This is a genomic window from Sporosarcina thermotolerans, assembly GCF_030067815.1.
Taxonomy (GTDB): Bacteria; Bacillota; Bacilli; order Bacillales_A; family Planococcaceae; genus Sporosarcina; species Sporosarcina thermotolerans.
The window spans coordinates 227,436-245,877 of the sequence record NZ_CP125968.1; the positions used below are offsets into that span (position 1 = coordinate 227,436).

The window sequence follows — 18,442 nt, forward strand, 5'->3', positions numbered from 1 at the left end:
ATTTGGTTCCATAACATGGTATGTTCAATATATTAAACACAGGGAGTTGGGAGAATTGATTAAGAGAAATATGTCATTGATTGTGACTAACCAATTTTTGACGGTGCTTGCAGACAGTATTTTCACCATTTCTATTATGTGGTATATGTACGATATTACGCAGTCGCCGCTCTCTTCAGCGTTAGTGACCGCTGTCAGTGCATTGACGGCCGTTTTCATCGCACCATTCATCGGTGTTCTTGTCGACCGAAAAGAACCGAAGTCTTCCATGCAAATCGGGTATATCATCATGGTGTCAGTCGGGGTTCTATTGACACTCGCCTACCTGTTTTGGCTGGATGGTGTTGCTTTTGCAATCTACGTGGCGCTCATCGTTCACAATATTTGCATGACATTCATTGGCCCGGCAAAAAATAAACTGTTGCCGCGGATTGTTGGCGTCGACAGGATTGTTAAAGTGAACGGTTATATATCTTCCACAAGTGAGACGTCATACTTAATTGGGCAGGGGATTAGCGGTGTATTGATTACCATCATGGGGTTTGTTGGCGTAATGCTGTTGCATTCGGGGGTGTACATTATCGCGAGCATCTTATTGATCTTCGTAATTAATATTTCGTTGGCCCGGGATGAAGAAGAATCTGAAGCTGCTCCTACGAAAAAGCCATCCATGCTCTCCGAATTCAAAGATGGCTGGGCCGTTTTGCGGAATAATCGCCCTATCTTAAAGTTGTCAATCTTAGCCTCTTTAATGAATGCGACAACGATAGCAGGGGCTTTGGTGGTCGTATTGATTACAGATCATTATGAAGGAAACGCATTTCAATTTGGCTTGTTCGGTGCTTTCGCCGCTGTTGGTGGAATATTAATTGGGCTCGTTGCGGATAAAGTTACTTCCTTTGCTAAACCTTCCATTGTCATGTTCACTTCCATGTCGGTTGCAGCGGTTGCGTTCATGTATATGGGTGTTACATCGGCCCTTTATGTTGGCATTGCGCTATACGTGGTGATGAATACACTGATGACTGTATATGGTGTTTTATATAACTCTTTACTAATCGTATTAGTAGAGGATAAATTCAGGGGTCGGGTCTATACGTTGAATGGCGCAATCGCCACTTTTCTCATGCCGGGATTCGCCATCGCGGGTGGGGTTATCGCAGAGTGGGGCATCCCCGTCAACCAGTTATTCATCGGAGCTGGCATATGGGTGCTGCTTCTATCACTTTTCTTCCTGATTGACCCAGATCTGCGTAGAATTGAGAAGGTTTCGGGTAAAAAGGCTAACGCGGGGGATGCGGCAGTTGCAGTGGAATGAAAAATGGAAACCTAAGCGTGTGTGGAAATCGGTTATCACCGCTTAAGGTGGGTTTATCACCGCTCAGCGGCACTTTATCACCGCTCAGCGACACTTTATCACCGCTCAGACAGCTTTTATCACCGTTCGGCCATTTTGCAAGCAAAAACGCTGATTCCCAAAAGGAATCAGCGCCTTTCTTAAACCAATATCATCCAAAGAATCATCGTTACTACAATTGTCGTAACCCCTTGTAGCAATGTCGCCATTGTTTGCGCTTTGTAGGCGTCTGTCACTGTCATTCCACTGAACTGAGTGACGACCCAGAAAAAGCTGTCGTTCACGTGGCTTACCATCATTCCGCCGGCACCAACTGCCATGACGACAAGAGCGAGCGGAATTGCGCCTTCAATTCCCATTGCTGGAAGAAGCGGGGCAATCAATGTCGATGTGATGACCAATGCAGCGGTAGTCGAACCTTGCGCCGTTTTCAAAGCAGCTGCGATGAAGAACGGAACAAGAAGGAAGAGGGCGCCGCCCGCTATTGCATCAAAGTTCATGCCGCTGATCAAATCAGCTACACCAGAATTTGAAATCACTTTCCCGAATGCGCCACCCGCACCTGTGATTAGCAAAATTGGTGCCGCTTCCTTCAATCCTTCTCCAATCCATTTCGTTAATGTCTCTTCATTCCATTTTGGTAGGAGCAGGAATGCCGCAGAGACACCGAATAACAAGGCAACTGTAGGAGCCCCTAAGAATTGAAGGAAGTTTTTAAAGCTGCCTTCTGCCATTGTCAACTTCGCGATTGATCCGACACCGATCAGAACGATTGGCAAAACGATTGGCAGGAATGCTTTGAAAGTCGAAGGCATATGGCCAAATGACTTAACGATTTCATCATAATCAAGTCCGTTATTATCCTCTACATCTTCCGGCACGGAAATTTTCGATCCGACTCTCACTGCCCATAAATACCCAACAACGACTGCCGGGATGGCAACGATAAGACCAATTAAAATAATAGTGCCCAAGAAGTTTTCCGCACCGATATTTCCAGCAGCAGCAATCGGCCCCGGTGTCGGTGGCACTAATGTATGGGTTGCATATAGTCCCGTCGCGAGCGCAACCGACATCGATGCAATTGCAACTTTTGCCCGTTTCGCCAATGCTTTCTTTAAACTGGATAAAATAATGAAGCCCGAATCACAGAAAACCGGAATCGATACGATGTATCCGATAATGGACATCGCCAATTGAGGGCGTTTCTCCCCAATCACGCGCAACACAACTTCCGCCATCCTGTACGCGGCACCTGATTTTTCTAAAATGACACCGATAATCGTACCCGCAACGATGACGAGCCCAATCCCCTTCATTAATCCCCCGAAGCCTTCGTTCACATTCTCAACAACAGTCAACAGCGGCATGCCGGACGTGATACCGACGAAAAATGCTCCAGCCAATAATGATAAAAACGGATGAACCTTGAATACCGCTGTTAGTACTACGATCAAGACAACACTTAAGATAATCATTGCAACTAACATTCCCTACACCCCTTTTTCTCTAATGAGCTCCAATACCTTTTTTGTTTTCCTACGCAAATGGTCATAAGCGTTTGTAATTGCATCTTCCGCAGGTATATTCTCATCCATGATGGCGTGGACTTCCGTAAACAACGGCGTTAATGTACCACGGATTTCTTCATCCACAGCCCCCGAAATAAGAATGATTGGCAACGCTAACCGATGCGCCACTTTCGCAATGCCGAATGGCGCTTTCCCGGAAAGTGTCTGCAAATCGGTTTTCCCTTCCCCAGTGATGATTAAATCTGCATCTTTCACATGTTCTTCGAAATCGATTGCTTCGAGCACAACATCGATTCCTTGCTGCATTTCACAATTGAAGAATGCTTGGAACGCACCTCCCAATCCCCAGCAGCCCCTGCTCCTTCCTTCGAATGAAGGGAAATTCCTGTTTCTTTTTCAACTACGTCCGCGAATTTGCGTAAATTCCGGTCAAGTTCGTCCACGTCAGTCGGGCTTGCCCCTTTCTGCGGACCGAAAACAACCGACGCACCTTCATGACCGATGAATGGGTTTTTCACATCACTCGCTATTAAAAACTCACAATCTGCAATGCGTTCATCCCATTTCTCTCTATTAATTGAGTAAATATACTGGAGTCCCCCTCCCCCTTTCGCTAATTCGATCCCTTCTTTATCCAACAAACGCATACCAAGTGCCTGAAGGATTCCTGCCCCTCCATCATTCGTTGCGCTTCCCCCAAGGCCGATAATGAATTTTCGATAGCCGCTGTCCAATGCATGTACGATCAATTGACCGGTGCCATAAGAGGACGCGAAACGCGGATTTCTTTCGTTTTCCTTCAGTCTCATAATTCCTGAGGCCTCTGCAATTTCAATGAGCACGTCTCGCCGTCCCCAAGAATGCCATATGACACTCGAATGGGCCTGCCGAGCGGATCCTCTACATTGATGGATACATATTTCCCCTTTGTCGCATCGACCAAGCTCCTCATCGTGCCTTCCCCGCCGTCAGCTACCGGCAGCAGAACCGTCCTTATATCTGAGTTCACGTCACATACACCTTTAGCCATTGCTTCGGCAGCTTCACTCGCTGCCAAACTTCCTTTGAATGAATGGGTGCCAAAATCACTTTCATGGGAAGCACCTCCAATTTAATATATATAAGACTTGTGTTTAATTTTATGTTTCGAAAATCAAAATACATTCTACTTTATGTTGAAGTTTCGAGTTATATTAAGGATTTTTTTTACGGGACCGACTTTCGATACTTTACCACTGACTTGCAAAATATCATCCACTCACTCTGACTCCTTTAGCACCTTATAAAAAATGCCCACTAGTCAAAGTGGGCATTCCTATTATTATTATGCTTACGCTATCGCTATTCCAGCGCTTGCAGTACCCGTAACGGCCGCAATCACTGTTACTCCTAATAATGTGAAGACCATTAATAGACGATCACCTGTAGCTACCGGTACAGCTGCGGCAGCCGATCCGGTTAATATTGATCCCACTGCCAGCCCAGTTGTGAGCTGAGGGGTCAAATCGACAAATGCAGCTGTTGGGCTGAATGTATCGCTTCCTGCAGGAGCTTGATAAATCTGTGCTCTGACCGTTGCCGTTGGGGCAAGAGTCAATGCGACCGTTATTGTAAATGTAGCGGAAATCGATGTTATCGTACCAGGTCGAGGCACTGTAAAAGCTTCGTTCAATAGTCCCCCAACAGTCGGCAGTACAATAACACCACCAGTGATAGTACCTGGCACGGCGGTACCGAAACCTAAAAAGAATGGTACACCGACTACGCCACCGGCTACCGTTGTCAATGCGACGGGAACTGCTCCAGATGCAAACGGAATGATAGAGCCCTGCGCAGCTGGCGCAGTTGGCGCAGTTGCTGGCGGCAGACAGTTTTGATCAACCGCAAGAATTGGTCCTAATGTATGGCATCTGTTTTGGAAGATTCCATTGTTGTTTCCACAACAACCTGCAACCCCTCCTCCACATCCGCCTCCTTGAAAACAAGCCATAGTAACACCTCCTTTCTCCGTTATACTATTCACGGAGAAAGGAGAAGGACGGGCTTGCAACTATCGGTTTTCTGTCTATAAGGCTATTCATTTCTTTTTGAACATTTTCCAAAAAGGTGAAGTTTGATTTTCATCACTGCCATGCAATTGGTTTACTGGCTGAATAGATTGAGGCTCGTTTCTTTCCTGCTGGGCTCCACTTGTTTGACCACTTAAAGGCCTGACAGATGTATCGACCGTTTCCCCTTTGCTTGGAGATTTTTTTTCTTCATATATGATCGGTTCTAATTCACGTAATCCTGTAGCTTCGATTGGTATAGCAGGGGTGTAAAACCGAGGGGTGTTAAAATTTGTTGAATCAGTTGTTTGAAATGTTGGCTGCTGCGCGAGCTGTTTTAGTTGTCTAAAGGATGGTAAGGTGTTCTGCTGACCAGTTGTGTAGGTATCCGGTTGTTTTGATTTGCTGTTCGTATGTTCGGTCTTTTCAGTTCGGGCTGGTTCTATTTGTTGATTATTTGTTTCCTCTTTCTCAATCTGCTGTTCGCTCCACTTCTCTGTTAGTTCATTGATCTCATTTGAAAGGGCAACAATCGCTTCATTAATAAGCTTTGCCAATTCTTGTACCTGCCCGTTCACTTTTTCAACGTTTTTCTCAATGCTCGCCACCCTTCTTCTCAGATGGATGTCTCCGAGGAATTTTCCGTCTTTAATGAAGCCAAAGCTCTCTGGTAATTTTCAATTTTATTTTTAAGCTGCTCTATTTCCATAGCCTCGTTAGATTTTTCCATTTTTTCACCTCTTTCAACTTACAATCGTTCTTTTCTATTCTATTTTATAAACAATCTGTCTGTGACATATGGATAGCTTGCCTACCCACTAGAATCATGAAAGAGTTTTTGCTTCTAAGCCTTTTCTTTGCCTATGCAAAACAGTCGCAAGTACATATTATACGAATGCACGAACAATTAAAATATGGAGGTGACAGCTACTATGCAAGAGAGATTACCATGTCCAGATCAAGAATTGATCTGTATTAATGTCGACAAAGTATACGACTGGGTGATGAAAGAAAACTCGTTTGATTTCTTCCCGACAGCTCCAATGGCATTTCCAGGAATGACTCCGACAACTCCCATGACTGGTGCTACCGTAACATGTGAGGTGACGCCTGCTACAACTAATCCCGTCGTCATTTTGAGACGTGAAAATCGGCAATTCACTGTTGACGGCCACAGTGTCTGCTTACAGCAATTGACTATCCAGAAGACATTCTCTGTTGTGCTTGTTCTTACCTTGCCAACTGGTGTTATTTTTCGAAGCAGCCCGATTCCTGTCTCACGGTCCGAACAAGTCATTCTTTGTGCACCTGAAGGAACAGACGTCACTGTGACATTCACGGAGTTGGATTGTTTCATCAGCGCACCAGGTACACCCGTACCGGGAGATGGGGTAGTGACATTTACAGGTCTTGTAGTATCCGTGATGACATGTCAAAGCATTCAATCCACATTCCCGGTTACAGTTGAATTCCTGGCAGATTTCTGCGAACCGCGTGCTGACTTGGCAATTGGGTCCTGCCCTCATCCAGCAAGGCCGCGTCAGTGTCCAGCAGTATATCCGGATTAATGCTTATCAAAAATCCGTACTAACTGTCCTAGTGGACACATACGATAAAGAGGGGGACCTTCCCTCTCTTTATTTACTTGTTAGGAGGTTGGATAAGTGAATTCAGATTCCACAGACATATTGAGTAAGTTAATGGAGTACCACCAGTCGAATCAGTTCTATTTGAACGAGTTGAAAGATGCGCTTTTACCGCGGGGGAATCGCCTTGATTGCATCGCTTATTTTACATACTCCTTACATCTCGCACACGATCCGGCAGAGGAAAGCTTCTGTCTGGGTTCCTTCCATATTCAAAACATCGGCAATCAACCACTCACAAACCCTTTCATTCACATTACGTTATCGCAAGATGCCCCTTTTCCCTCCAAGGAAAACTCGTGAACAATAAATTGACTCTATCAAAAAATTTGACAGGTGGATGGGAACGTATCAATGACCGTGCCAATCGCTTCGAATTCCATTTACGACCGATTGGTAAAACAAGTATCCTACCAGGAGAAACACTTTCATTTTCCAATTTTCAACTAAACTGGAAGCCGTCTAGTTCCTACTTCGGCAGCATGATAGGGACCCTGTTTTGCGATCAGCATCCGGATGGTGTAGCCGCACTTAATTCAATTAACGTAAACGGAACATCGACAATAGGGGGGGATATTTGACATGGAAAAAAATTCAATTCATGACGTATTTCATCAAATCATCTCTGAACTGACAGAATCCCTGAACGAAAAGGATAGGGAGCTGCCATCCAAAAGCTTCGTCTTCTTGGATGCCAAGACGATCAATCTTCTGCTTTTATACATCCTTATGAATAAAGATTTACAACTGGCAAGGCTTACACATAGGAATCTCCCTTCGAGTATTCAAAAGACAATTGTGGAAGAAATTGAACGGATGATGAAAGAGAATAAGCAATCATTTGAATCGATTTTAAGTGAAGCCCGAAATAATTGAAAATCCGAATGAAGAGGAGATGAACAATTGAGTCAAGGGGAGATAAAAAGCAACGATCCTATACTATTACAACAGACAATCATTTATTTGCGTTCCGAGCTGAATAAATATAAGACCAAATACAATCGTACCTCCTCTTCGCTACTCGATGAACTTATTATGGAAAATGAAAGACTGACAAATAAATATAGGGATCTTCTTCATCAAAACAAAAAATACGAAAAGCGGATCCAACTATACGAACAACGAATACGTTCCTTGGAATTTCAGAGGAAAGAATCGCTTTCTGCCATGGAACTTTTGCAATGTACGGAACAGGATTTACGTACAGCGAATAAACAACTATGCGATGTATTAGCCTCAATTGGCAGTGACCGGCAATTGGAAACGCCGAAGAGTATTGAGAGACTTGAAATGAAAATAAATTCACTTCTCCCTCAAAATACTCCTCCCAAAAACGAGCATTCATACGCTGAAGGCAAACTTACCAAAGTGCAGCTTGAATTGGAGACGTCTAAAAACATGAATGCAAAACAACAGGAACTTATCGGCATCCTTGAAGAATACGTCCAAAAATTAACAGAAGAAGTGCACGCGTACAATGAACTTACGGCATATCTAATCCAGGAAAGCAATGACCTTTCCCCAGAGTAGGATAAACAGGAAAACATGTTATTCACCTCAACCACATCGTAATGAAACAATGCAAACAGCCTTGGCCATGTACATTCGCCCGCCAGCGAGTCCGAAACGAAAAACGCACCCGCTAGCAAAGATAAAAACGGATGAACCTTGATTACCGCCGTTAGCACGACGATGAAAACAACACTCAACAAAATCATTGCAACCAATGTATCCTACAACTCTTTTTCTATAAACAATTCCATCACCTTTTTTGTTTTCACGCGCTAATGATCGATAGCGTTTCGGATTGCTTCTTCTATGGACAAGTCTTCATCCATAATTGCGTGGACTTCAGTAAATAATGGAGTTTGCAATGTTTTCATCGACTCTCGGGATGTTATCACCGACTCAATGCTTTGACTAATTTTTTTCCGCTTTTCCAGTGAAAAATCCTCGTCGATCTCTTCAATCGACGAGGATTTCATTTAACGATCTGTTCCATAACAACTAAAAACACACCCGTAAGAAAAAGCAGAACATGTCCGATACAAATTTTCGGGAATAGATTTTTATTCGACTCTTCCAACGGGTCTTGGGAAGCGCATGATTTGCAGAAGATTTTCAAACCAAATTATCCTTTCAATACCTCTTGAACCGCTTCAGGGTTGAAGCCCAAAATCCATTTGCCGTTCAGTTTTGTTTGAGGAACGCCCCTCTGGCCTGTTTCTTCAACAAGCTTTTGCTTCTCTTCATCTGTAGTCAAAAGTACTTCTTCAAATTCGATGTTTTGCTCAGTCAAATAGTTTTTCATCATCGTGCAGTAAGGGCATGTAGTTGTTGAATATACCGTTGCAACATTTGTCATTTGAATCTCCTCCTTTTTACATGTATAACATGTAGTATACCTCATTCTAAATGAACAAAATAGTCCGAAGTTTGTAAGGATATGGTATCTCAAATAATAATTATTACTGGAGGTGCTTATTGTGAAAGTAATCCCAATTGGTATTTGGGGCGGGTATCCGAAGGCGAATAGCGCTACGTCCTCTTTTTTAATCGAGCATGACGGGTTTCATTGCCTTGTGGATTGTGGAAGCGGTGTCCTTTCATCATTGCAAAATACTATCCCACTTGAGATGTTGGATGCGGTCGTCATCAGCCATTATCATGCGGATCATATTGCGGATATCGGTAGCTTGCAGTTTAGCCGGATCATCAACTACTATCTTGGGAAACCTTCTCCCCCGCTGCCGATTTACGGTCATGACCAAGATGAAGAGAATTTCAGCAAGCTGACTTATAAAGAGCAGACAATCGGCGTTCCTATTCATGAAAACGATGTTGTTAAAATTGGGCCTTTCGAAGTTTCTTTCTGTGAAACGACACATCCGGTTTATTGCTTGGCAATGAAATTCACTGTTAACGAGCGTTCCGTAACGTTGACCGCTGATACTGAGTGGCGAGATGAACTCGTTGAATTTGCGAAAGAGACGGATCTGTTGATTAGCGAAGCGAATTTATACGAAGAGCATTTAGGCAAATCTCCGGGACATATGGCGGGGAGCGAGGCGGGCAAATTAGCTAAGATGGCTGGCGCGAAAAATTTGTTGCTAACGCATTTGCCTTTGCATGGTGAGCCAACGGAAATTTTATATGCAGCGTCTAAAGTGTATGATGGTCCGGCGGAGTTGGCGGTTGTCGGTAAGGTATATGAGGTTTGATTTACACATAAAAACGACTCCATAATGGGAGTTGTTTTTATGATTATAGGAACACGATTGCTGCAAGTACAATTGCCAAGACAATTCGGTATAACGCGAATGGAACGAGCTTCACTTTCGAAATTAATTTCAAGAAGAAGCGGATTGAAATGAGCGAGAACACGAATGCGCTTATAAAGCCGACGACGTAAAAAGAAATATAGTCCATCGACATGTATTCCCAGTTTTTCAATACAGACACAAGACTTGCACCCGCCATGATTGGAACTGCCATGATGAACGTGAAGTCAGCCGCTGTCCTATGGCTCATCCCAAATAGAACACCACCCGAAATCGTTGCACCGGAACGTGAAAAACCTGGCCATAACGACAAGCATTGGACAAGGCCGACGGTGAATGCCTGACGATATGTAATCTGGTCCAATGATTGGACTTTTGGCCGTTTCGGACCGAATTTGTCCGCAACAATCATGAGGATCGCCCCTGCAACAAGCGCAAAAATTACTGTTTTGACGCCAAATAAATGATCGTCAATAAAGTCTTTGAACGCAAAACCTAAAATAACAGCTGGCAGCATGCCGACGATGACATGCAGTAGATTAAACCGTTTGATCATCTTCTTCCCATCGACTTTATAAAGCCCAACCAGGCTAAGCAATCTCTTCCAAAACACGACGACAACGGCTAAAATCGATCCAAGTTGAATAACGATTTTAAATGTGTTGGCGGGGTATTTGCCAAGGAACTCTTCCGTTTTTAGCCACATATCATCCACGATGATGAGGTGGCCCGTCGAGGATACCGGTGCAAACTCCGTCATCCCCTCCACAAAACCAAGTATTAACGCTTTAATAAGATCAAATAATTCCATAAGTTCCTAAGCCCTCTTTCTGCGGAAGCGAGTGTATCCGATGATACCCGCAAAACCGCTTGTTGCTAATAGCACATAAACGATCATTGAGTAGACATCCATATAGTGGATGATCGATTCCCAATTTTCACCGACTTTAAATCCTATTGTAACAAGAATTGCATTCCAAATGAAGCTCCCGATGGTTGTTAATAAAATAAAAAGGGGAAAGTTCATATGCGACATCCCTGCTGGAATGGAGATAAGACTGCGCACAAGAGGAACGAGACGACAGAAAAAAACTGTCCACGGGCCGTGCTTTTCAAACCAGCCCTCTGCCCGACGCAAGTCTTTTTTCGTCAAGCGAAGCCAGCGCCCCCGTCGTTCCACTATTCTTTCCAATCTTTTTGTATCAACAAGCATCCCAATACTATAAAGAACCATCGCACCAACAACCGAACCAATAGTAGCGGCAATGATGACGCCCGTTTTCGTCATTGTAGTAAAACCAGTGACAAAACCACTGAATGTCAATATAATTTCTGATGGAATCGGAGGGAATATATTTTCCAGCAGCAATAAAAAACAGACGCCGAAATAACCATGCTCCCCAATAAACTCCGTTATCCAATTTTCCATACGACACTTCCTTGTTCAGGCTAATTTATTTCAATTAAACTTTGTCTATTGTGCAACGCCTAAAATCAGGACGGCGACTTGCCTCCCGAAGTTTCAAAACGCTTCATAAATTGTACGTCCTTGGACAACTGATTATGAGTAATTGTGGATATCCCGGGAAACAGCAAGTTATTCACCGTTTCTTGTGGATAGAAAGGTTAATATGTTGATAATTTCTGAAAAATTGGTACTTTGAGCCAAAAACTATCCACATGTTAATAATTTCGAATAAAAAAACCCTACCATTTTGAGTAACTTTAATGGCGGGCGCATTGATCATATTTGTATATACCTTGTTTTATCGCAGTTCACCAATATTTTGTAATGTACTATTACAATAGAAGAAAAGCCTACTTATGTGGTTAAATTATTATATTAGAAACCAATTGTTCTTCTTGCAGATCGATCGTGACGGATGGTGAATTTCACTGTTTCCTCTTTATTCACAGGTACATGTACAGGGAGTAAGATTTTGTCACGTTTTTTATTCCACTCATGTGTTGATTCATCCACTGTCCACAAGTGTCCGGGAACTTGTTGACGAATTATCGCTTCGACTGGAGAGTCTTTTGTATTGCAAATTGTATATTCATATTCCGTGTACTCATAGCCGCCTTCTTTATACTTACCGGACTTTTTACTATTCACTTTTATGTCACATGCCTCACCGGATTTTAGACGGACCTTTTCGCCCGCTTCGGTATGCTGGATCCTATATTCTCCGATAAATTCCGCGCTCCCATCCTGCGAACTCGTTCGGTACATTTTAAAAACTCCTGCAGGCAATGGAAATCCAAGACCATTTTCCACCGTATTATCAAATTCAATGAAAATATCCGGATTCGAAGTCTGTTGATTTATTTCATATACCATTCGCGCTTGTGATTTTGTCGATGAGAGTAGGCGCAGCTGTTTCTGTTGACGATCCTCCAAGTTGATCTGCTTAGGAAAAGTATACGTATGAAAGTCTGAAAAAGCATCCGCAGACGTTTTTTCATTCTTTGACAACTCTTTACTTTTCTCTTCGGTTTCATTGCCAGCCTTGCTAAGCTTTCCTGAAATGAGTCGAAGTTTTGCATCGTTGAATGAGACACCGGAATAATTTTTCATCATTAGCCATCCCGATAGGTCAAATTGGTCGCCATGCAAGGAGATGACGTAATCAGCCTTCCACGAGACACCGCCCGTCAAATAGGATACGCACACTTCCTCACTTCTTTGCTCTTCAACTTGCCATACAAGCGTCGGCTCTATGTGATTCCCACCCTCGATTTCCGGAAATCGAATTTCCCCTCTCGGATTGATGATGAGTTCATTCGTTTCAACATCTTGCATGACAACTGGCCCATTTGCACGTAATAGAGTGTACTTGCGATCCCCTTTTGAATAAGGATCTTTCATAATTAATTGACGACCAAGATACCTTTCATATATCCGCAATTCATCCATCAAATCATATTCATAGACAAGCTCCGATACGTCGGCCCCTTCAACGATGATAGAATCCTTGTCGAGCCTTTTCGACACACCAATAAAATGAACCCAATCATTTGTTTGAATCTGGGGAATTGAACGCGTGTCTTTCACAAGCGCAAAGCCATCACTATAAACGGTCAGGGAACAGGATGTAATAGTAGATTTCGGAATTCGAATCGGCATATTTGAACCTCCTATGTTGAATGCTCATTTCAGTAAACTCTCCAATAAGCACGCTCAATATACGCTATTCCCTGTTCTGAAGGAATTAAAGCTGACGAAGCAAAAAAGTGTGGAGGTTTACCACCGACTCGCTAATGTTCAACCGCTCAGATGGCCTTATCACCGACTCTTTGCATGTTATCACCGACTCTCGGGGGTTTATCACCGACTTTGATGACTTTATCACCGACTTGGGCGACTTTATCACCGACTCGCTAAATTTCTCCCGACTTGAGTCGTGTTATCACCACTTATAATGGCTTTATCACCACTTAACAACTGGTTATCACCGCTTAGGATGACTTTATCACCGCTTACGACCGGTTTATCACCACTCAGCCAATAATTAGACGATTTTATTCCATTTTAAAAAGCCACCCGCAGCAGCGGGTGGCTTCATTCGTCAAACTTCCATCTCATGCCCTTTCAATTGTTCGCGCAATGCGGTTTTCAAGAACTTGCCGACGGAGGTCTTAGGAATTTCATTCAAGAAAACAACATCGTCTGGAACCCACCACTTGGCAAATTGACTTTCGAGGTAAGCAAGTAATTCTGCCTTCTTCGAGTCATCCGCCACTTTTCCGTCTTTCAAAACTACGCAAGCAAGCGGTCGTTCTTGCCACTTCTCATGCGGAACGGCGATGACCGCAGCTTCGAATACATCCGGATGTGTCATCAAGGCGTTCTCCAAATCGACGGAAGAAATCCATTCGCCGCCACTCTTGATCAAATCTTTTGTCCGGTCCATCAGCTTCAAATAACCGATATCCGTCATGACCGCGATGTCTCCCGTGTAGAGCCAGCCGTCGCGGAATGCTTCTTCCGTCCGGTCATCCTTGTAATATTCACTCGCAATCCAAGGCCCGCGAACCGCAAGCTCACCCATTGTCTTGCCATCCCAAGGTACTTCCCCATCTTCATTGACAATTTTCACTTCAAGCCCTGGCATGATCAGCCCTTGCAGCGCGCGAATATCGATCCGTTCGTCCATCGACAAGTCTTCCATTCCCGATGTATAGACCGACAAGCTGACGAGCGGTGAAGTTTCTGTCATCCCGTATCCAACATAAAACGGAACTCCAAGTTTCTCCTCGAATGCGCGGATCAACCCTTTCGGAGATGCTGAACCGCCACTTACGATTCCGCGAAGCGTAGAGAGATCGCGCGGATTTCGCTCCTGCTCTTTCAACATCGCCAACCAAATCGTTGGTACTCCCGCCGTAAGCGTTACTTTTTCCTGTTCAATCAAGTCCAATAAGAGCTGCGGAGTGAATCCTGGCCCCGGCAACACTTGTGTCGTTCCGAAGAAAACCGCTGCGAACGGCATGCCCCATGCGTTAACGTGGAACATCGGGACGACAGGAAGAATGACATCGCCTTCTCGCATTCCCATCGCATCCGCTAATCCAAGTGCATAACTATGAAGAACAATTCCGCGGTGTGAATAGACGACCCCTTTCGGATTCCCCGTTGTAGCTGATGTATAGCACATCCCAGCCGACGTGTTTTCATCCAAATCCTCGGGGTATTCGTATTCATCTGATGCCTCAGCCAACAACGCCTCATAGGAATAAACATTTTCCAAAGATGTTTCCGGAACATCTTTGCTATCACCCATGATGACAATATGCTTTATCGTCTTCAGCATGGGTGCAAGCTTTTCAAAATGCGGGAACAGATTATCATCCACAAGCATGATTTCATCTTCCGCATGGTTGATGACATATACGAGGTGCTCGGGTGACAAGCGGATGTTGACCATATGAAGGATCGCCCCTGTACTCGGCACACCAAAATATGCTTCAAGATGCCTGTGATGGTTCCAACCGAAAGTCCCCACCTTCGTTCCATGCTTCATCCCAAGCTTCGTCAATGCATTCGACAATTTCCTCGTCCGCTTCGCCCATTCCCGGTACGGTATGCGGTGGATTGTGTCTGCTGAAGTGCGTGAAATAATGAGTTTGTTCGGAAAGAATTGCTCCGCTCTTTTGATGAACGACGACAGTAATAATGGTGTTTGCATCATTTAAATCGCTCCCCTTTTGCGCTTTTATTGTATGAAGCCTGTACAACCATTTTCAGCCGGACAGGCACTTTGTCCCCCATAATCATATGTGCCCAAACGTCCGGCTATGCCTTTTACAATCCCATATTCTTAGCAATGATCATTTTCATGATTTCATTCGTCCCAGCGTAAATCGATGCGACTGGAATATCGCGATACCTTCTTGCAATCTTGTATTCTTCCATATACCCATAACCCCCATGAAGTTGCATACATTCCGCGGAAATTTCGCGTGCCGTCTCGGTGATCCAGTATTTTGCCATGGATACTTTTGTCACAACGTCCTTACCGGCTATATGGTCCTCAATGAGAGATTCAAGAAATGTCTTTCCAAGTTCAACTTTCGTAGCAATTTCAGCCAACTTAAATTGTGTATTTTGGAATGAACCAATTGGTTTCCCAAATGCCTCACGTGATTTCACATAATCGAGCGTCATTTGAAGCATATCTTCTGAAGCCGTCTGTGCCGCCAGTGCGACAACCAATCTTTCTTGCTGAAGCTTCTCCATCAAATATCTAAAACCCTTCCCCTCATCACCAATCAAGTTGGCAACAGGCACCCGGCAATCTTCAAAATACAATTCGGCTGTATCTTGAGAATGCATACCGACTTTGTCTAACTTTCTATCCTTTGTGAAGCCGGGCGTCCCTTCTTCAATCATTAGTAGACTGATGCCCCGGTGTTTCGGCTCCGCTTGCGGATTCGTTTTAACAACGACGAGGAATAGATTCCCATTCACTCCATTTGTAATGAATGTCTTTTGACCATTTACAATATAATGATCGCCTTCCTTGATGGCGGTCGTCTGGATATTAGCAAGATCCGAGCCCGTCCCCGGTTCCGTCATGGCTACACCGGTTATCCAATCTGCAGATATGCAGCCCGGTAACCATCGCTTCTTCTGCTCCTCTGATCCGAAGGATTCAATATAGGGAACGACGATATCATTATGTAGACCGACACCTGTCAACCCCGCCCCGATACGTTCCATCTCTTCGCCAATGATGACGCCGTAGCTAAAGTCGAGTCCGAGGCCCCCGTATTGCTCCTCCACTTGCGGACAAAGGAAGCCCATTTCACCAAGCTTACGCCAAAAACTGACAGGAATGAGCCGGTTCTTTTCCCATTCATCGTAATGCGGAGCTGCCTCTTTCAATAGGAATTTTCGAAGCGTCTCCCTGAACAAGACATGTTCATCTGTTTCAAATCGATAGCGTGCCATTGAACACCCCTCCTATTATTTCGCCTGCATCCGAATGGCTCGTCCAGCCTGATCACTTCACCGTTCAATAGCGGGTTCGTGAAAATGCTTTCGACTAATTTTGCATACTCATCTGGCCGTCCGAGTCGTTTCGGGAATAATGTCATATCCACAAGTGCATGTTGGGCCGGTTCTGGGAGGCCCGCGAATAAAGGCGTCTCGACAAGACCCGGTGCAATTGTCATTACACGAATCCCGGATGACGCAAATTCCCGTGCTATCGGCAATGTCATTCCAACTACTCCACCTTTTGATGCACTATATGCCGCTTGCCCAATTTGTCCTTCGAACGCCGCAACGGAAGCCGTATTGACGATGACTCCGCGCTCTCCATCCTCATTCGGTTCGTTTTTCATCATGGCTGCCGCCGTTAGCCGGATCACGTTGAATGTTCCAACCAAATTCACTTGAATGACCTGTTCAAAGCGTTCGAGCAGCATTGGTCCACCTTTCGACACCACTTTCCCAGGCGTCGCAATCCCTGCGCAGTTCACGACTGCGTTCACTTTTTCGAACGTGGAAACAACTTCTGTGACATTCCGTTCAACCTCTTCCGAACTCGCAACATTCGTTCTGAGGAATAAAACATGGTCACTCCCCAACTCCTCGACCAAAGCGTGACCCCGTTCTTCATTCAAATCAAAAATAGCAACCTTTCCGCCCTTAGATACGATTCTTCTTGTCGTCGCCTCTCCTAATCCGGAAGCTCCCCCAGTGACAATTGCTACGGTATCTTTCATTTCCATTGGCTTTTCCCCCTTTTACAAACGTTCAATAATCGTCGCGTTCGCCATACCCATTCCTTCACAAATCGCAAGTAGCCCATATTTCCCGCCCGTCCGATGAAGTTCATTCACCATCGATACAAACAGTTTTGTACCGGTTGCGCCTAACGGATGGCCAAGTGCAATCGCGCCGCCGTTCGGATTAAGTTTTTCCGGATCAGCACCCGTTTCCTTTAACCATGCAAGTGGCACAGGTGCAAATGCTTCATTCACTTCGTAGACGTCGATGTCTTCTATAGAAAGATCTGCTTTCTCTAAGACTCTTTTCGTTGCTTCTATTGGTCCCGTCAGCATCAACGTCGGGTCAGATCCGACAACCGTACGAGCGACGATCCGTGCAAGTGGCTTCAATCCGAGTTCTTCCGCCTTCTCCTTCGACATGAGCAAGACAGCGGAAGCACCGTCACTCATTTGACTGGCGTTTCCTGCAGTAATGACTCCATTTTCGTCGAATACTGTCTTAAGTCCAGCAAGCACTTCGGGCGAGGAATCTGGACGCGGGCCTTCATCTTTTACTACGGTTTCAACAACACCATCGGCGCGCCTCACAACAACCGGCACGATTTCGGTTTTGAATTTGCCTTCTTCTATAGCCTTTATTGCTTTTTGATGGCTTTCGTATGCAAAACGATCAAGTTCCTCACGGGATAGTCCCCATTTTTCCGCGATGCGTTCGGCGGATAGTCCTTGGTTGATGATTTCATGTTTTTCGGTAAGCTTCGGGCTTGGCTTTACTTCACCGATATTTGAAAACATCGGCACCCTTGTCATGCTTTCAACCCCGCCAGCAATTACGATATCCATATCCCCTGCAGCAATTGCCTGTGAAGCGAAATGTACCGCTTGTTGGCTTGAACCGCATTGACGGTCGATAGTTATGCCCGGGACATGGACCGGGAATCCTGCGATCAACTGCAGTTCTCGCAATATTTCCTCCCTGTTCGCCCAATTGAGTAACGCACCCTAAAATGACGTCTTCCACTTCGTTTTTATCGATTTTAGCTCTATTAATTAATTCTTCAAGGACGACTGCAGCAAGTTCGTCTGGTCGATACTCCGAAAAACCACCTTTCCTTCTGGCGACTGCAGTTCTAACACCCTCAACAATGACAACTTCTCTCAAATCTACACCCCATTCTCTGAATTGATTGATAGTTCGTATAGTTATAGCTTACAGGAAAGCATTATCAATTTCCACCGCGTAATTTGTTGGTCTGTATAGAGAATCAGTCTCAGGTCGTAGACGAATATCCGCATTACGCCCGTTTGGACGAGGCGGAATCGATTGTATGATGTAGAT

18 protein-coding genes and 2 pseudogenes are annotated in these 18,442 nt (G+C 44.6%); 7 read left to right on the forward strand and 13 right to left on the reverse strand.

Annotation, left to right across the window (positions count from 1 at the left end; translation table 11 throughout):
* Positions 1-55 precede the first annotated feature (55 nt).
* Entirely contained in the window at positions 56-1,318 is a 1,263-nt protein-coding gene (locus QNH10_RS01265) for an MFS transporter (RefSeq protein ID WP_283733218.1), read from the forward strand.
* A gap of 179 nt (positions 1,319-1,497) precedes the next feature.
* Here QNH10_RS01265 and QNH10_RS01270 read toward each other — a convergent pair whose 3' ends face one another.
* The 4 genes and pseudogenes from QNH10_RS01270 to QNH10_RS01285 form a co-directional block, all read right to left on the reverse strand.
* A complete protein-coding gene (locus QNH10_RS01270; protein ID WP_283733219.1) occupies positions 1,498-2,847 on the reverse strand; it encodes a GntP family permease in 1,350 nt (449 codons plus the stop codon).
* 3 nt (positions 2,848-2,850) lie between these two features.
* A pseudogene (locus QNH10_RS01275) lies at positions 2,851-3,919 on the reverse strand (glycerate kinase).
* Between the two features lie 300 nt (positions 3,920-4,219).
* Positions 4,220-4,879, reverse strand: a complete 660-nt coding sequence (locus QNH10_RS01280) for an exosporium glycoprotein BclB-related protein (RefSeq protein ID WP_283733220.1) — start codon at positions 4,877-4,879, stop codon at positions 4,220-4,222.
* An 87-nt stretch (positions 4,880-4,966) separates the two neighbouring features.
* Positions 4,967-5,545: a hypothetical protein gene (locus tag QNH10_RS01285; RefSeq protein WP_283733221.1), complete on the reverse strand. Its 579-nt coding sequence runs from the start codon at positions 5,543-5,545 to the stop codon at positions 4,967-4,969.
* Between the two features lie 324 nt (positions 5,546-5,869).
* Here QNH10_RS01285 and QNH10_RS01290 point away from each other — a divergent pair, with 324 nt between their 5' ends.
* The 5 genes from QNH10_RS01290 to QNH10_RS01310 all read left to right on the forward strand — a co-directional run bounded on the left by QNH10_RS01290 (position 5,870) and on the right by QNH10_RS01310 (position 8,113).
* On the forward strand, positions 5,870-6,505 hold the full coding sequence (locus QNH10_RS01290; RefSeq protein WP_283733222.1) for a BMQ_0737 family morphogenetic spore coat protein: 636 nt from the start codon (positions 5,870-5,872) through the stop codon (positions 6,503-6,505).
* Between the two features lie 96 nt (positions 6,506-6,601).
* Entirely contained in the window at positions 6,602-6,886 is a 285-nt protein-coding gene (locus QNH10_RS01295; RefSeq protein ID WP_283733223.1) for a hypothetical protein, read from the forward strand.
* Complete coding sequence (locus QNH10_RS01300; RefSeq protein WP_283733224.1) at positions 6,883-7,164, forward strand: hypothetical protein; 282 nt, start codon at positions 6,883-6,885, stop codon at positions 7,162-7,164. Before QNH10_RS01295 ends, QNH10_RS01300 begins: the two co-directional genes overlap by 4 nt.
* Before the next feature lies 1 nt (position 7,165).
* Entirely contained in the window at positions 7,166-7,459 is a 294-nt protein-coding gene (locus QNH10_RS01305) for a hypothetical protein (protein ID WP_283733225.1), read from the forward strand.
* A 27-nt stretch (positions 7,460-7,486) separates the two neighbouring features.
* On the forward strand, positions 7,487-8,113 hold the full coding sequence (locus tag QNH10_RS01310; protein ID WP_283733226.1) for a hypothetical protein: 627 nt from the start codon (positions 7,487-7,489) through the stop codon (positions 8,111-8,113).
* Between the two features lie 254 nt (positions 8,114-8,367).
* On the opposite strand, the gene QNH10_RS01315 is transcribed toward QNH10_RS01310, so the two are convergent.
* Both QNH10_RS01315 and QNH10_RS01320 read right to left on the reverse strand, forming a co-directional pair.
* Positions 8,368-8,568: a hypothetical protein gene (locus tag QNH10_RS01315; RefSeq protein ID WP_283733227.1), complete on the reverse strand. Its 201-nt coding sequence runs from the start codon at positions 8,566-8,568 to the stop codon at positions 8,368-8,370.
* Positions 8,569-8,714: 146 nt separating this feature from the next.
* On the reverse strand, positions 8,715-8,948 hold the full coding sequence (locus QNH10_RS01320) for a glutaredoxin family protein (RefSeq protein WP_283733228.1): 234 nt from the start codon (positions 8,946-8,948) through the stop codon (positions 8,715-8,717).
* 121 nt (positions 8,949-9,069) lie between these two features.
* Here QNH10_RS01320 and QNH10_RS01325 point away from each other — a divergent pair, with 121 nt between their 5' ends.
* The gene (locus QNH10_RS01325) at positions 9,070-9,804 is read left to right on the forward strand and encodes an MBL fold metallo-hydrolase (RefSeq protein WP_283733229.1); all 735 of its coding nucleotides are present in this window, start codon (positions 9,070-9,072) and stop codon (positions 9,802-9,804) included.
* Positions 9,805-9,847: 43 nt separating this feature from the next.
* Here QNH10_RS01325 and QNH10_RS01330 read toward each other — a convergent pair whose 3' ends face one another.
* The 7 genes and pseudogenes from QNH10_RS01330 to QNH10_RS01360 form a co-directional block, all read right to left on the reverse strand.
* Positions 9,848-10,675 (reverse strand): undecaprenyl-diphosphate phosphatase, encoded by an 828-nt coding sequence (locus QNH10_RS01330; protein WP_283733230.1) that lies wholly within the window; start codon positions 10,673-10,675, stop codon positions 9,848-9,850.
* Between the two features lie 6 nt (positions 10,676-10,681).
* Positions 10,682-11,293 carry a DedA family protein gene (locus QNH10_RS01335; RefSeq protein ID WP_283733231.1) on the reverse strand — a complete coding sequence of 204 codons (612 nt, stop codon included), beginning with the start codon at positions 11,291-11,293 and terminating at the stop codon, positions 10,682-10,684.
* Positions 11,294-11,707: 414 nt separating this feature from the next.
* On the reverse strand, positions 11,708-12,991 hold the full coding sequence (locus QNH10_RS01340) for a DUF4139 domain-containing protein (RefSeq protein WP_283733232.1): 1,284 nt from the start codon (positions 12,989-12,991) through the stop codon (positions 11,708-11,710).
* A 442-nt stretch (positions 12,992-13,433) separates the two neighbouring features.
* The gene (locus QNH10_RS01345) at positions 13,434-15,056 is read right to left on the reverse strand and encodes a long-chain fatty acid--CoA ligase (protein ID WP_283733233.1); all 1,623 of its coding nucleotides are present in this window, start codon (positions 15,054-15,056) and stop codon (positions 13,434-13,436) included.
* Positions 15,057-15,169: 113 nt separating this feature from the next.
* Positions 15,170-16,318 carry an acyl-CoA dehydrogenase family protein gene (locus tag QNH10_RS01350; RefSeq protein ID WP_283733234.1) on the reverse strand — a complete coding sequence of 383 codons (1,149 nt, stop codon included), beginning with the start codon at positions 16,316-16,318 and terminating at the stop codon, positions 15,170-15,172.
* Positions 16,249-17,103, reverse strand: coding sequence for a 3-hydroxyacyl-CoA dehydrogenase (locus QNH10_RS01355; protein ID WP_430541083.1), 855 nt, complete (start codon positions 17,101-17,103; stop codon positions 16,249-16,251). Before QNH10_RS01355 ends, QNH10_RS01350 begins: the two co-directional genes overlap by 70 nt.
* A gap of 15 nt (positions 17,104-17,118) precedes the next feature.
* A pseudogene (locus QNH10_RS01360) lies at positions 17,119-18,265 on the reverse strand (thiolase family protein).
* Between the last annotated feature and the right edge of the window lie 177 nt (positions 18,266-18,442).

Coding starts and splice junctions, on each gene's coding strand:
- QNH10_RS01330 (WP_283733230.1), bottom strand. CDS start 10,675: ATGGAATTATTTGATCTTATTAAAGCGTTAATACTTGGTTTTGTGGAG.
- QNH10_RS01270 (WP_283733219.1), bottom strand. CDS start 2,847: ATGTTAGTTGCAATGATTATCTTAAGTGTTGTCTTGATCGTAGTACTA.
- QNH10_RS01315 (WP_283733227.1), bottom strand. CDS start 8,568: ATGAAATCCTCGTCGATTGAAGAGATCGACGAGGATTTTTCACTGGAA.
- QNH10_RS01345 (WP_283733233.1), bottom strand. CDS start 15,056: ATGATGCAAACACCATTATTACTGTCGTCGTTCATCAAAAGAGCGGAG.
- QNH10_RS01350 (WP_283733234.1), bottom strand. CDS start 16,318: ATGGCACGCTATCGATTTGAAACAGATGAACATGTCTTGTTCAGGGAG.
- QNH10_RS01280 (WP_283733220.1), bottom strand. CDS start 4,879: ATGGCTTGTTTTCAAGGAGGCGGATGTGGAGGAGGGGTTGCAGGTTGT.
- QNH10_RS01355 (WP_430541083.1), bottom strand. CDS start 17,103: ATGGAAATGAAAGATACCGTAGCAATTGTCACTGGGGGAGCTTCCGGA.
- QNH10_RS01335 (WP_283733231.1), bottom strand. CDS start 11,293: ATGGAAAATTGGATAACGGAGTTTATTGGGGAGCATGGTTATTTCGGC.
- QNH10_RS01290 (WP_283733222.1), top strand. CDS start 5,870: ATGCAAGAGAGATTACCATGTCCAGATCAAGAATTGATCTGTATTAAT.
- QNH10_RS01320 (WP_283733228.1), bottom strand. CDS start 8,948: ATGACAAATGTTGCAACGGTATATTCAACAACTACATGCCCTTACTGC.
- QNH10_RS01305 (WP_283733225.1), top strand. CDS start 7,166: ATGGAAAAAAATTCAATTCATGACGTATTTCATCAAATCATCTCTGAA.
- QNH10_RS01340 (WP_283733232.1), bottom strand. CDS start 12,991: ATGCCGATTCGAATTCCGAAATCTACTATTACATCCTGTTCCCTGACC.